The organism is Staphylococcus sp. 231237_7MaSpsaltlick (assembly GCF_043107035.1).
This window is the reverse complement of the sequence record NZ_JBICNX010000014.1, coordinates 35492-50421: the sequence shown is the minus strand read 5'-3', so window position 1 is coordinate 50421 and position 14930 is coordinate 35492. Positions and strand designations below refer to the sequence as shown.

Below are 14930 nucleotides of genomic sequence, written 5' to 3'. Positions count from 1 at the left end.
ATTCTGTTAAACTAGTAGTGAAGAGATTAAACACGAACTTTAAACTCTATTTTTCATTAAATGTACATGTTTTTGGGTTTGTGAACTAAAACTTACGTAAGATAGGAGCTTATTTCAATGATTGAACGTTATTCAAGAGAAGAAATGTCAAATATTTGGACTGACCAAAACCGCTATGAAGCATGGTTAGAAGTGGAAATTCTAGCATGTGAAGCTTGGAGTAAATTAGGGGACATCCCGGAAGAAGATGTAAAGAAAATCCGTCAAAATGCAAAAGTGAATGTAGAACGTGCGCAAGAAATTGAGCAAGAAACACGTCATGACGTCGTTGCATTTACTAGACAAGTTTCAGAAACTTTAGGTGAAGAGCGTAAGTGGGTTCATTATGGTTTAACTTCAACAGATGTTGTAGATACTGCTTTGAGTTATGTAATTAAACAAGCAAATGACATTATTGAAAAAGATTTAGAGAGATTTATCGAAGTATTAGCACAAAAAGCAAAAGATTATAAATATACATTAATGATGGGGCGTACACATGGTGTTCATGCTGAACCTACTACATTTGGTGTGAAGATGGCACTTTGGTACACAGAAATGCAACGTAATTTAGAGCGTTTTAAACGTGTAAGAGAAGAAATTGAAGTTGGTAAAATGAGTGGAGCAGTAGGTACATTTGCAAATATTCCACCAGAAATTGAAGCATATGTATGTGAGCATTTAGGAATTGATACTGCACCGGTTTCTACTCAAACATTACAACGTGATAGACACGCTTATTATATTGCGACATTAGCCTTGATTGGCACTTCTTTGGAAAAATTCGCAGTAGAAATTCGTAATTTACAAAAAACTGAAACAAGAGAAGTTGAAGAAGCATTTGCTAAAGGTCAGAAGGGTTCTTCAGCAATGCCTCATAAACGTAATCCTATCGGTTCTGAAAACATTACAGGTATCGCACGTGTGATCAGAGGTTATGTTACAACAGCCTACGAAAATGTACCATTATGGCATGAACGAGATATTTCACATTCATCTGCTGAACGTATCATGTTACCGGATGTTACTATTGCACTAGATTACGCATTAAATCGATTCACAAATATCGTGGACAGATTAACAGTCTATGAAGATAATATGAAAGCAAATATTGATAAAACATTTGGTCTAATTTATTCACAACGTGTTTTATTAGCATTAATTAATAAAGGTATGGCACGTGAGGCAGCTTATGACAGTGTTCAACCTAAGGCAATGGAATCATGGCAAACTAAGACACCATTCAGAACTTTAATTGAACAAGACGATGCAATTACAAGTCAATTGTCAAAAGAAGAATTAGATGAATGTTTCAATCCTGAACATCATTTAAATCAAGTTGATACAATTTTTGAACGTGCAGGTTTAGTTTAAAAGTTAACTTAACTTGAATTTTTCAATAAAAATCGTTACACTTTAATGTGTTAGTACGTTAAAACGAGATTAAATTGAAAAATACAGGGGTTGTTTTTATGCAAATAGAAAAATTAAGAGGACAAGCATTGGACGAATTGTTTGATGCAATTTTAACGCTTGAAAATCGTGAAGAATGTTATCAATTTTTTGATGATTTATGTACCGTAAATGAATTACAATCATTATCTCAACGATTACAAGTAGCTAAAATGATTAAGCAAGGTTACACTTACGCAACTATTGAACAAGAATCAGGTGCTTCAACTGCTACAATTTCTCGAGTGAAGAGATCTTTACAGTGGGGGAACGATGCCTACACTGTTATTCTTGAACGCATGAATATTGAAACAGCCGACTAAATAATAATTAATTACTACCAACTATGTCATAGAGCTTAGTTGGTAGTTTTTTACTATAAAAATCTTTTTTATTGTGATAAATTTTGTTGTATGTAATATTGGATGTTGACATAGTAAAGTGTGGCTTGTTAATTATTATGCGTGTATATTGGGGGATAAATGATGTGATAAGCGTATGTTTTTATATGATGGAAGGGGTAATTTATGTTAAAAAAGTTGATGATTAGCAGTGTGATTTTTATTATAATTTGTTTGATTATTATCGTCTGGTTAATCATATCGGTTGTTAAGTCTTATAATAAAAATACAGAAGAAGCAATTACAATGATAAAGCCGACTCATGCAGTACCAATCATCACCAAAGCACAGGGCGTTACACGAGTGAATGGTCATGTCATTGTTAACAAACGATTTAGTCTACCTCCAAACTATAAGCCAAAAGAAAATAAGCATGCGCGCTATCAGCTTGATAAATTATTAGAAAATGCTCAAAAGGATAACATGGATTTAAACTATGTCAGTGGCTATCGTAGTTATAATGAACAAAAGAAAGTAGTAGCAGCATATGAGAAAAAAGACGGTAAAATGACAGCAGAGCAATATACAGCGAAACCTGGTCATTCTGAACATCAAACTGGATTGGCATTTGATGTTGGTACTCATAGACCAATGAAAGATTTTCATAAAGACTTTCAAAATTCTAAAGAAGCACATTGGTTAGAACGTCATGTAGCTGAGTACGGTTTTATTATTCGTTATCCCAAGGGACAATCTAAACAAACTGGATATGCTTATGAAGCATGGCATATTAGGTATGTTGGTAAAACATTAGCGAAAATAATCACAGATGAACATACTAATTTAGAACATTATTACGAAATACAATCAAAATAATAACCTAAGTTAATAGCGCTTGGATCATGAATTTCAATTTCAGAATAATAGCGCCAATACGTAATGATCAGTACCCTTCAAAATTGACACTGGAAAATGTTAATTTTGAAGGGTATTTTTTATGGCTGGCTGAAATCCTCCTCCAAAACCTATCAAACGACATACAATTTTTATGGTGTGGGATATTTATTATCCATTTTTGTTAAATAAAAAAGGGAATTATAATACCTTATAACTATTAAAGAATGAGAAAAAGTGAATAAATACTACCTGCATTTAGTTAAATGGATGTTAACAAAAAAACTCGCTTATTGAGTCGCTCATTTTTAACATCATTTTAGAAACCACTGGCTAAAAATGATATAATACAATGTATGCTAAATAAAGGAGTAACATATCATGTATGACATAAAACAGTGGGAACATATTTTTAAATTAGACCCTGCAAAAACAATCTCAGATGAGGATTTGGAATCATTATGTATGTCAAATACTGACGCAATCATTATCGGAGGGACTGACAATGTTACAGAGGATAATGTAATCCAGTTAATGAGTCGTGTAAGACGTTATCCATTACCTTTAGCTTTAGAGGTTTCTAATGTTGAAAGTGTAATGCCAGGATTTGATTTTTATTTTATTCCAACCGTCTTAAATAGTAATGACGTTAAATTTCATAATGGCATATTATTAGAGGCTTTAAAGTCATTCGGTCATGTTATTGATTTCGATGAAGTCGTGTTTGAAGGTTATGTTGTGTTGAATCCTAAGAGTAAGGTTGCCGAATTGACTGATGCGAGCACAGAGTTGTCAATTGAAGATATTGAAGCGTATGCTCAGATGATTAATAATATGTATAAGTTGCCTGTCATGTACATAGAATATAGTGGGACATATGGTAATAAAGATTATGTAAAAGCTGCAGCTGATATGTTAACTGAAACACAATTATTTTATGGTGGTGGTATTGACAGTTTAGAGGCTGCAAGAGAAATGGCAGCATATGCAGATACCATAATTGTCGGAGATGTTGTATATACAGATATTAAACAAGCATTAAAAACAGTTAAAATAAAGGAGTCACATAAATGAATGCATTAGTTAGTAAGATGAATGATGAACAAAGCCAAGCAGTACGTACGACTGAAGGTCCATTGCTGATAATGGCAGGAGCAGGATCAGGTAAGACACGTGTATTAACACATCGTATAGCTTATTTGCTTGATGAAAAAGATGTGTCTCCATATAATGTGTTAGCAATAACGTTCACAAATAAAGCTGCAAGAGAAATGAAAGAACGTGTAGAGGCATTAGTTGGCGAAGAAGCGCAAGTCATTTGGATGTCAACATTCCATTCAATGTGCGTGAGAATATTAAGACGTGATGCTGATCGTATAGGTATTGAAAGAAACTTTACGATTATCGATCCAACAGATCAAAAGTCTGTCATTAAAGATGTATTGAAAAATGAAAATATCGATAGTAAAAAATTTGAACCAAGAATGTTTATCGGAGCAATCAGTAACCTTAAAAATGAATTGAAAACACCGGAAGATGCTCAAAACGAAGCTCAAGATTATCATTCACAAATGGTAGCTACAGTATATAAAGGTTATCAAAGACAACTTTCACGTAATGAGGCATTAGATTTTGATGATTTAATCATGGTAACAATTCGTTTATTTGAACGTGTGCCAGAGGTGTTAGATTATTATCAAAATAAATTCCAATACATTCATGTGGATGAGTATCAAGATACCAATAAGGCACAATATACGTTAGTTAATTTATTAGCAAGTAAATTTAAAAACTTATGTGTCGTAGGTGATTCAGACCAGTCTATTTATGGTTGGCGTGGTGCAGATATTCAAAATATTTTATCATTTGAAGAAGACTATCCAGAAGCAAAGACTATTTTCCTAGAGCAAAATTACCGTTCTACAAAAAATATTCTGAACGCAGCTAATGAAGTAATTAAACATAATTCTGAAAGAAAGCCGAAAGGACTTTGGACTGGTAATACTGATGGTGATAAAATTCATTATTATGAGGCTACGACAGAGCGTGATGAAGCGGAATATGTTGTTCGTGAAATGATGAAGCATCAACGCAATGGTAAGAAGTATCAAGATATGGCTATTTTATATCGTACAAATGCACAATCTCGTGTATTAGAGGAAACATTTATGAAATCGAATATTCCTTATACGATGGTTGGTGGTCAAAAGTTCTATGATCGTAAAGAAATTAAGGATCTATTAAGTTATTTACGTATTATTGCAAATAGTAATGATGACATCAGTTTACAACGTATTATTAATGTTCCTAAGAGAGGTATAGGTCCGTCATCAGTGGATAAGATACAAGCATACGCAAATCAAAATGATATTAGTATGTTTGATGCCTTAGCAGAAGTAGACTTTATTGGATTATCTAAGAAAGTGACACAAGAATGTGTTCAGTTTTATGAGGTAATGCAAAACTTAATAAAACAACAAGAATTCTTAGAAATTAGTGAAATTGTAGTCGAAGTGCTTGAAAAATCTGGGTATAGAGAAATGTTAGAACGTGAACAAACTTTAGAATCAAGAAGTCGTTTGGAAAACATTGATGAATTTATGTCTGTACCGAAAGATTATGAAGAAAATACACCACTTGAAGAACAATCATTAATTAATTTCTTGACGGACTTATCATTAGTTGCAGATATTGACGAAGCGCAAATCGAAGATGGTGTTACGTTGATGACAATGCACTCTGCTAAAGGTTTGGAGTTTCCAATTGTCTTTATAATGGGTATGGAAGAATCACTGTTCCCACATATTAGAGCTATAAAAAGTGACGATGATCACGAAATGGAAGAAGAACGTAGAATATGCTACGTAGCCATTACAAGAGCAGAAGAGACATTATATATAACTCACGCAACTTCAAGAATGTTATTTGGGCGCCCACAATCTAACATGCCATCAAGGTTCCTAAGAGAGATTCCTGAAGATTTATTAGATAAAGTAAATCAATCTAAGCCAAGATCACAAACTACCAATGGATTTAAATCAGCGACGAAACAACCAGCAAAGCGTGGATATAGTAGACGCGCGACAACTTCAAGTAATTCGCAATCAACTTCAGATTGGAAAGTTGGAGATAAAGTCATTCATAAATCTTGGGGTGAGGGTATGGTTAGTAATGTAAATGAAAAGAATGGTTCAGTAGAATTAGATATTATTTTCAAATCTCAAGGGCCTAAACGATTACTCGCTCAATTTGCACCGATTGAAAAGAAAGGGGAATAACACTTGGCAGAGTTACAAAAACGTGTAGAAACGTTACACAAATTATTAAACCAATATAGTTACGAATACTATGTACAAGATAACCCATCGGTACCCGATAGTGAATATGATAAATTATTACATGAATTAATCGACATTGAAGCAGAACATCCAGAATTGCGTTCACCAGATTCACCAACAGTAAGAGTTGGTGGATCGGCACAATCTACATTTGAAAAGGTTGCACATGATACACCAATGTTGAGTTTAGGCAATGCATTTAATGAAGAAGATTTGCGCAAATTTGATCAGCGTATCAGGGACCTTATTGGTCCAGTTGAATATATGTGCGAATTGAAAATTGATGGATTAGCCGTTTCTCTTAAATATGAGAATGGTCGTTTCGTGCAAGGTTTAACACGTGGCGATGGGACAATTGGTGAAGACATTACAGAAAATTTACGTACCATTCATGCGATACCATTAAGAATCAACGATACGCGAACTTTTGAAGTTCGTGGTGAGGCATACATGCCACGTCAATCATTTATTAATTTAAATGAAGAAAAGGAAAAAAATGATGAGCAACCATTCGCCAATCCACGAAATGCTGCAGCAGGTTCATTACGCCAATTAGATTCTAAATTAGCGGCCAAACGTAAATTGAGCGTATTTTTATATAGTGTCAATGACTTTACACAGTTTAATGCTGTTACACAAAGTGAAGCGTTAGATGAGTTAGATGAACTAGGATTTAAAACGAATCACGAACGCCAACGTGTAGAAACGATAGACGAAGTTTTACAATATATTGAAAAATGGACAGCACAGCGTGAGGATTTACCTTATGACATTGACGGTATAGTTATAAAGGTTAATGCTATTGACCAACAAGATGAATTAGGTTTTACTCAAAAATCGCCAAGATGGGCCATTGCATATAAGTTTCCAGCTGAAGAAGTGATTACAAAACTAAAAGATATTGAACTAAGTATTGGGCGAACTGGCGTAGTCACACCAACTGCAGTATTAGAACCTGTTAAAGTTGCAGGGACAACAGTATCACGTGCCTCGTTACATAATGAAGACTTAATACATGAAAAAGACATCAGAATTGGTGACAGTGTAATTATCAAAAAGGCTGGAGATATCATTCCGGAAGTTATAAAAAGTGTTATCGACAGAAGACCTGAAGATGCGACTGTTTATCACATGCCTACGCATTGTCCAAGTTGTGACCATGAACTTGTTCGTATTGAAGGAGAGGTAGCACTTAGATGTATCAATCCTAAATGTCAGGCACAATTGGTAGAAGGTATGATTCATTTTGTTTCTAGACAAGCAATGAATATTGATGGTTTAGGTACGAAAATTATTCAACAATTATATGAAAACGAAAAAATTAAAGATGTAGCAGATATTTTTTATCTAACGGCAGAAGACCTATTACCACTAGAGCGAATGGGTGAAAAGAAAGTCAATAATCTTTTAACTGCGATTGAAAATGCTAAATCTAATTCTCTAGAACAATTACTTTTTGGTTTAGGTATACGACATCTAGGGGTAAAGGCGAGTAGAGTTATTGCTGAAAAATATGGCTCTATCGATAAATTATTTGAAGTAACCGAGGAAGAATTTACCAGTATTCATGATATTGGTCATAAACTCGCTCAATCAGTGGTTACATATTTAGAAAATGAAGATATTCGTGCGCTAATTGATAAACTTAAAGCGAAAAATGTTAATATGCTTTACAAAGGTGTGAAAGTTTCTGAAGTGGAAGGTCACCCTGAGTTCAATGATAAAACAATTGTATTGACCGGTAAGTTACAACAGATGACTAGAAGTGAAGCTTCTAAATGGTTAGAAAATCATGGTGCTAAGGTGACAAGTAGTGTCACTAAGAGTACAGATTTAGTTATTGCTGGTGAAGATGCTGGTTCAAAATTAACAAAAGCTGAAAAGTTTGGTACTGAAGTCTGGTCAGAAGAAGAGTTTATGAATAAACAAAAAGAAATTGAGGGATAGAGGAGATCTGGCATGAAAAGAACGCTTATATTAATCATCTCGGCGATTTTTGTGTTGTCTGCATGTGGTAATGATGACAATGGCAACAACAAAAAACAACAAGCAACAAATGATCAACAAGAATCAGGCTCTGTAAAAGAAATTGCAACTGATAAAAATGTCCAAGGTAATAACTATAGAACCATTTTGCCGTTTAAAGAAAGTCAAGCTCGTGGTGTATTACAAGATAATATGGCAAATAGTTATAATGGTGAAGACTTTGAAGATGGCTTATTGGAATTAAGTAAAGAAGTATTCCCAACTGACGACTATATCTATCAAGATGGTCAGTACTTTGATAAGGATACAATTAATGCTTATCTACAACCCAAATATACTAAAAGTGAAGTAGATAAGATGGATGAAGATGAGCGCAAAGAAAAGAAAGCGAATGAAAATTTAGGTTTAAATCCTTCACATAAAGGTGAAAGTGATCCTGAAAAAATTGCCAAAAAATCACCGGCATACCTTTCTAATATTTTGGAACAAGATTTCTATGCGAGTGGAGATACAAAAGGTAAGAAAATAAAGGGTATGACTATTGGATTAGCGATGAATGGTACATATTACTATCAAAAGGAAAAAGATGGCGAAACATTTAGTAAAAAATTAGACGATAAAGAAATCAAAAAGCAAGGTCAACAAATGGCTAGTGAAATTCTATCAAGATTGAGAGAAAATAAAGAACTTAAGGATATTCCTATCCACTTTGCTATTTATAAGCAATCTGGTGAAAACTCTATTGTACCGGGTGAATTTATCAGTGGTACGACAGTAGAAGAAGGAAAAACACGTATCAATGAATGGAAAGATATTAAACAAAAAACAGTGTTACTACCTTCAAATGAAGCAGCTGATTTAGATGAAAATTTAAACACGAATTTCAAACAATTTAATGATAATTTGCAAAGTTATTTCAATAACTTCTCTCAAGCTGTTGGGACGGCTAAATTTGATAATAAAAAAGCGAAGCAATTGTCTGTTGATATTCCGATAGATTTCTATGGTAAAGCAGAAACAATTGGAATCACACAATATGTTACGGAACAAGCTGAAAAATATTTCGATAATATTGATGAATATGAGATTCACATTAAGGATGGAAATGATTCAAAAGCATTAATCAGCAAAACAAAAGATGATAAAGAGCCACAAGTTCATATTTATAAAAACAATAATTAAAAATTATGAGATTTAAATTTCAAATAAAGCACTCAGATGAATGAATTCAATTTATCTGAGTGCTTTATTTTTTATATATTATGTATTGTTGGCTCGCTTTCCTAGGGGACAGCTTCAGCCTGTAGTCTTCAGCTTGTCCTGTTCCCTCAGGAGTCTCGCCAATATACGTCATTGCCAGATCTGAGGGTAGATTAAAATACTTTAAAAAAGGCAATTTCTATATTATTTCAATAGAAATTGCCTTTTCATGTATCTAATATTTTAATATCTCAGACGTTATGTGATTTGTTAAAAACTTTTTATTAATCTTTCAATATACGTTTCACTTCTGCGATATCATGATCTACAAAGTCTCCTGGCTTCTTAGTCATTTTACTAACAACATAAGTTACGATGACACTAGCTAAGAATCCTGGGATAATTTCATACATACCAAAAATTTCATTAATTTCAGCGAGTGGTTTAATCCACGCAATCCAAATGATAACAACGATTGCACCAACAATCATACCACTTAAAGCACCAGCTCTTGATAAACCTTTCCAATAAAGTGAGAAGATGACAAGTGGACTAAATGCTGCACCGAAACCTGCCCAAGCATTACCAACTAAGTTTAAGATCGTATCGTTTGGTGACCAAGCAATCCAAATTGCTACTATCGCCACAAGTAATACAGATAAACGACCGACCATTACAAATTCTTTTTCATGTGTCTTTGCTTTTTCTTCTCCACGAATTAATTTGTAAAAGTCCTCAGTTAAAGAACTAGAGGTAACGAGCAATTGTGAAGAAATGGTGCTCATAATTGCTGCTAAAATTGCTGCAAGCAAGAAACCACCAACTAATGGATGGAATAAGATTTGACTCATAATAATAAATAGAGTTTCAGGGTCTTCCATTTTAATGTTGCGTTCAGAAATGAAAGCAATACCTGTAAGTCCAACTGCTACGGCACCAAGTAAACCAACCACCATCCAGCTAATACCAAGGCGACGCGCTTTTGGTAACATTTTATGTGTTTTAATAGACATAAAACGCACAATGATATGTGGTTGTCCAAAGTAACCTAATCCCCATGCTAATAGTGAAATAATTCCTAACACTGTTGTCCCTTTAAATAAATTTAAATTCGTTGGTTTCATTTCGGCAACTTGTCTAAATGTATCTAAGCCACTTAATTCAATCAAAGCAACGATTGGTACCATAACCATAGCAATTAACATGATTACACCTTGGAAGAAGTCAGTGATGGATACTGCCATATAACCTCCAAAGAATGTATAAAAAATAACGATTGCAGCGACTAAAATTAATCCAAAGTGATAATTTAAGCCAAATGCACTCTCGAATAATTTACCACCAGAAACAAAACCTGAATGAGTATATAAAGTAAAGAAGACGACGATAATTAAGCCAGAAATAATTTTAATATAATTTTTACGATCGTCTAATCTATTCTTGAAGAAATCAGGTAATGTGATAGCATCCCCAGCTATTTCTGTATAAACACGTAGTCTTGGTGCTACTACAAAGTAATTTATGTATGCACCTAGTGAAAGACCAATAGTGATCCACATTGCTGATAGACCGGTACTGTATACCGAACCAGGTAATCCCATTATCATCCAACCACTCATATCAGAGGCACCAGCAGATAAAGCTGTTACATAGGGCCCTATGCTTCTACCTCCGAGCATAAATTCACTCAAGTTACCAGTTGACTGTTTATAACCATAATAACCAATCACAAGTAAAATGAGGAAATAAACTACGATCATGATATATGTTTGCCAAGTTGCATGTACTTGACTGGCTAATGAAGAACCTAAAATCATCATGATGAACATCCCCCTTTGTCTATAAGTATATAATTGTGTTACATGAATTATTATACATTGAATTTAATTGTTAGAATAGTGGGAATTCAAATAAATTTTATAAAAACCTTTTTATCACAGTAAATTAAGCGCTTACAATATAATAGTGCAATTATATCTCATGTATAAAAAAGGGTGGTTTTATATGCAAAATGAACATCGCAACTTTAATAAAGTTATAAAAGAGTCAAGTTGCTTAAAATTATATTGTTGATTAAAATCAAAAGGAAAGATAAAGATTTATAGACTAATTTACTGATAATAGTGAAAAACTTAGATTTTTAAGCGAAATTTTGGTACAATTTTGTAATGAATGAGTAAAAAGGAGGCTTTTAATTTAATGGCTAAAGTTACACGTGAAGAAGTTGAGCATATTGCAAACTTAGCTAGACTTCAAATTACTGAAGAAGAAACAACTGAAATGCAAGATACATTAGAAAGTATCTTAAATTTTGCCAACCAAATTGATACTGCAGATACAAGTGATATCGAACCAACATATCACGTTTTAGATTTACAAAATGTATTACGTGAAGATAAAGCAATCGAGGGTATTCCTCAAGAGCTTGCATTGAAAAATGCAAAAGACACTGAAGATGGTCAATTTAAAGTACCATCTATCATGAATGAGGAGGACGCGTAAGATGACCATTCGTTATGAGTCTGTAGAAAATTTAATTAAATTAATTAAAAATAAAGAAGTTAAACCGTCACAAATCGTTAGTGATATATACGATGCAATAGAAGAGACAGATCCAGCAATTAAATCGTTTCTTGCTTTAGATAAAGAAAATGCTATTAAAAAAGCACAAGAATTAGATGAATTACAAGCGAAAGATCAAATGGAAGGGAAACTATTTGGTATCCCAATGGGAATTAAAGATAACATTATTACAGAAGGCGTGGAAACAACGTGTGCAAGTAAAATGTTAGAAGGATTCGTACCGATTTATGAATCAACTGTAATGAATAAACTACATAATGAGCAAGCGATACTAATCGGTAAAGTCAATATGGATGAGTTCGCAATGGGTGGTTCAACAGAGACTTCATATTATAAGAAGACCGTGAATCCATTTGACCATACTGCTGTTCCTGGTGGATCATCAGGTGGTTCTGCTGCAGCGGTTGCTGCCGGTTTAGTACCATTTACTTTAGGATCTGATACAGGTGGTTCTATTCGTCAACCAGCAGCATATTGTGGAATTGTAGGACTGAAACCAACATACGGTCGTGTGTCTCGCTTTGGATTAGTTGCATTCGCTTCATCTTTAGACCAAATTGGACCATTGACTCGTACTGTTAAAGATAACGCATTAGTACTTGAAGCAATTACTGGATTAGACGAACATGATTCAACAAGTGCACCAGTTGAAGATGCTGATTTTACTTCAGATATCGGGAAAGACATTAAAGGATTAAAAATTGCCTTACCTAAAGAATATTTAGGGGAAGGTGTTTCTGACGAAGTTAAAGCATCTGTACAACAAGCAGTTAAAACTTTAACTGAATTAGGCGCTACCGTAGAAGAAGTATCACTACCTAATACTAAATATGGTATTCCATCATATTATGTTATTGCATCTTCTGAAGCATCATCAAACTTATCACGTTTTGATGGTATTAGATATGGTTATCACTCACCTGAAGCAAACTCATTAGAAGAATTATACAAGATGTCTCGAAGCGAAGGCTTTGGTGCTGAAGTTAAGCGTCGTATTTACTTAGGAACATTTGCTTTAAGTTCAGGATACTATGACGCATTTTATAAAAAATCACAAAAAGTAAGAACACTTATCAAAAATGATTTTGATCGTGTATTCAAAGAATATGACGTTGTTGTTGGTCCAACTACACCAACTCCAGCCTTTAATCTAGGTGAGGAAATTGATGATCCATTAACAATGTATGCAAATGATCTATTAACGACACCAGTTAACTTGGCTGGTTTACCAGGTATTTCTGTTCCTTGTGGTAAATCTAACGGTCGTCCAATTGGCTTACAATTTATCGGTAAACCGTTCGATGAGAAGACGTTATATCGTGTTGCTTACCAATATGAAACAAAATTCAATCTTCATAATGAATACGAAAATTTATAAGGAGTGGAAACCATGCATTTTGAAACAGTTATTGGACTAGAGGTCCATGTTGAACTTAAAACAGAATCTAAGATGTTCTCTCCATCACCAGCGCACTTTGGTGCAAATCCAAACTCTAATACGAACGTAATTGATCTTGCTTACCCAGGTGTCTTACCAGTAGTAAATAGACGTGCAGTAGACTGGGCGATGAGAGCTTCAATGGCATTAAATATGGATATTGCTACAGAATCTAAATTCGATCGTAAAAACTATTTCTACCCAGATAATCCGAAAGCATATCAAATTTCTCAATTTGACCAACCAATTGGTGAAAATGGTTATATTGATATTGAAGTAGATGGAAAAACAAAACGAATCGGTATTACACGTCTTCATATGGAAGAAGATGCTGGTAAATCAACGCACAAAGATGGCTATTCATTAGTTGACTTAAACCGTCAAGGTACACCATTAATCGAGATTGTGTCTGAGCCTGACATCCGTTCTCCACAAGAAGCATATGCTTATTTAGAAAAATTACGCTCAATTATTCAATACACTGGCGTATCTGATTGTAAAATGGAAGAGGGATCATTACGTTGTGATGCTAACATTTCTTTACGACCATATGGTCAAGAGGAATTTGGTACTAAAGCAGAGTTGAAAAACCTTAACTCATTTACTTACGTACGTAAAGGTCTTGAATATGAAGAAAAACGTCAAGAAGAAGAATTATTAAATGGCGGAGAAATTCTTCAAGAAACACGTAGATTTGATGAATCAACTGGTAAAACAATTCTAATGCGTGTGAAAGAAGGTTCTGATGATTATCGTTACTTCCCAGAACCTGATATTGTTCCACTTTATGTAGATGAAGAATGGAAAGAGCGCGTACGTCAAACTATTCCTGAATTGCCAGATGAAAGAAAAGAAAAATATGTTAATCAATTTGGTCTGCCAGCTTACGATGCACATGTCTTAACATTAACTAAAGAAATGTCAGATTTCTTTGAAGGTGCAGTAGAAGCAGGTGCCGATGTGAAATTAACATCAAACTGGTTAATGGGTGGCGTAAATGAATATCTAAATAAAAACCAAGTTGAGCTGTTAGATACAAAATTAACACCAGAAAATTTAGCTGGTATGATTAAGTTAATTGAAGATGGCACAATGAGTAGTAAAATTGCTAAAAAAGTATTCCCAGAATTAGCTGAAAATGGTGGAGATGCCAAACAAATTATGGAAGATAAAGGACTAGTTCAAATTTCTGATGAGGCTACATTATTGAAATTTGTTAACGAAGCTTTAGATAATAATCCACAATCTGTTGAAGACTTTAAAAATGGTAAAGGTAAGGCGATGGGCTTCTTAGTCGGTCAAATTATGAAAGCCTCTAAAGGTCAAGCAAACCCACAATTAGTTAACCAATTATTAAAGCAAGAATTAGAAAAGAGATAATTGAGTAATTAATATAATAGCTTGGGGTCATCATTGCACATAGCTTATACAAGTAGGGCTAATCCAAAAAATTGGATTAGCCCTACTTGTTATTTTATAGAAAAAAGGTATCTTATATTTTTAAACATAATGACTATCTATTGATTTTCAGACAATGATACAGTTTATGTGGAAGTCAATTTTGTCTATTTGCATAATATATTCAGTTAATTTGGTCTAAATGCTTTTATCCATTTCATAAATCATTTAATATAGAGTATGAGTAAATGAAGTTGAGGG

General features: G+C 33.8%; 11 protein-coding genes. 10 read left to right on the top strand and 1 reads right to left on the bottom strand.

All coding sequences use genetic code 11. The features are described from left to right. Positions 1-117 precede the first annotated feature (117 nt). From purB to ACF91D_RS21205, 7 genes are all read left to right on the top strand, one after another. Complete coding sequence (gene purB, locus ACF91D_RS21235; RefSeq protein WP_042739199.1) at positions 118-1413, top strand: adenylosuccinate lyase; 1296 nt, start codon at positions 118-120, stop codon at positions 1411-1413. A 98-nt stretch (positions 1414-1511) separates the two neighbouring features. Next, positions 1512-1814, top strand: a complete 303-nt coding sequence (locus ACF91D_RS21230; protein ID WP_042739198.1) for a YerC/YecD family TrpR-related protein — start codon at positions 1512-1514, stop codon at positions 1812-1814. 204 nt (positions 1815-2018) lie between these two features. After that, on the top strand, positions 2019-2708 hold the full coding sequence (locus tag ACF91D_RS21225) for a M15 family metallopeptidase (protein ID WP_107526942.1): 690 nt from the start codon (positions 2019-2021) through the stop codon (positions 2706-2708). A gap of 399 nt (positions 2709-3107) precedes the next feature. Then, entirely contained in the window at positions 3108-3800 is a 693-nt protein-coding gene (gene pcrB / locus ACF91D_RS21220) for a heptaprenylglyceryl phosphate synthase (protein WP_107526941.1), read from the top strand. Next, a complete protein-coding gene (gene pcrA / locus ACF91D_RS21215) occupies positions 3797-6004 on the top strand; it encodes a DNA helicase PcrA (RefSeq protein WP_107526940.1) in 2208 nt (735 codons plus the stop codon). Before pcrB ends, pcrA begins: the two co-directional genes overlap by 4 nt. Positions 6005-6007: 3 nt before the next feature. Next, complete coding sequence (ligA, locus tag ACF91D_RS21210) at positions 6008-8011, top strand: NAD-dependent DNA ligase LigA (RefSeq protein WP_107526939.1); 2004 nt, start codon at positions 6008-6010, stop codon at positions 8009-8011. A 12-nt stretch (positions 8012-8023) separates the two neighbouring features. Continuing rightward, positions 8024-9232, top strand: a complete 1209-nt coding sequence (locus ACF91D_RS21205) for a CamS family sex pheromone protein (protein WP_042739193.1) — start codon at positions 8024-8026, stop codon at positions 9230-9232. A 302-nt stretch (positions 9233-9534) separates the two neighbouring features. On the opposite strand, the gene putP is transcribed toward ACF91D_RS21205, so the two are convergent. Beyond that, positions 9535-11070, bottom strand: a complete 1536-nt coding sequence (putP, locus tag ACF91D_RS21200) for a sodium/proline symporter PutP (RefSeq protein ID WP_042739192.1) — start codon at positions 11068-11070, stop codon at positions 9535-9537. Positions 11071-11449: 379 nt separating this feature from the next. Here putP and gatC point away from each other — a divergent pair, with 379 nt between their 5' ends. From gatC to gatB, 3 genes are read left to right on the top strand one after another with little or no spacing between them, the layout of a single operon-like run. Beyond that, positions 11450-11752, top strand: a complete 303-nt coding sequence (gene gatC, locus ACF91D_RS21195) for an Asp-tRNA(Asn)/Glu-tRNA(Gln) amidotransferase subunit GatC (protein WP_042739191.1) — start codon at positions 11450-11452, stop codon at positions 11750-11752. A gap of 1 nt (position 11753) precedes the next feature. Beyond that, positions 11754-13211, top strand: coding sequence for an Asp-tRNA(Asn)/Glu-tRNA(Gln) amidotransferase subunit GatA (gene gatA, locus ACF91D_RS21190; RefSeq protein ID WP_107527820.1), 1458 nt, complete (start codon positions 11754-11756; stop codon positions 13209-13211). Between the two features lie 12 nt (positions 13212-13223). Next, positions 13224-14651 (top strand): Asp-tRNA(Asn)/Glu-tRNA(Gln) amidotransferase subunit GatB, encoded by a 1428-nt coding sequence (gatB, locus tag ACF91D_RS21185; protein ID WP_107513078.1) that lies wholly within the window; start codon positions 13224-13226, stop codon positions 14649-14651. Positions 14652-14930 lie beyond the last annotated feature (279 nt).

What these genes read in the sequence shown, in the direction of transcription:
- putP (WP_042739192.1), bottom strand. Translation starts at nt 11,070, where the DNA reads ATGATGATTTTAGGTTCTTCATTAGCCAGTCAAGTACATGCAACTTGG.
- ACF91D_RS21225 (WP_107526942.1), top strand. Translation starts at nt 2,019, where the DNA reads ATGTTAAAAAAGTTGATGATTAGCAGTGTGATTTTTATTATAATTTGT.
- pcrB (WP_107526941.1), top strand. Translation starts at nt 3,108, where the DNA reads ATGTATGACATAAAACAGTGGGAACATATTTTTAAATTAGACCCTGCA.
- gatB (WP_107513078.1), top strand. Translation starts at nt 13,224, where the DNA reads ATGCATTTTGAAACAGTTATTGGACTAGAGGTCCATGTTGAACTTAAA.
- gatC (WP_042739191.1), top strand. Translation starts at nt 11,450, where the DNA reads ATGGCTAAAGTTACACGTGAAGAAGTTGAGCATATTGCAAACTTAGCT.
- ACF91D_RS21205 (WP_042739193.1), top strand. Translation starts at nt 8,024, where the DNA reads ATGAAAAGAACGCTTATATTAATCATCTCGGCGATTTTTGTGTTGTCT.
- ACF91D_RS21230 (WP_042739198.1), top strand. Translation starts at nt 1,512, where the DNA reads ATGCAAATAGAAAAATTAAGAGGACAAGCATTGGACGAATTGTTTGAT.
- purB (WP_042739199.1), top strand. Translation starts at nt 118, where the DNA reads ATGATTGAACGTTATTCAAGAGAAGAAATGTCAAATATTTGGACTGAC.
- pcrA (WP_107526940.1), top strand. Translation starts at nt 3,797, where the DNA reads ATGAATGCATTAGTTAGTAAGATGAATGATGAACAAAGCCAAGCAGTA.
- gatA (WP_107527820.1), top strand. Translation starts at nt 11,754, where the DNA reads ATGACCATTCGTTATGAGTCTGTAGAAAATTTAATTAAATTAATTAAA.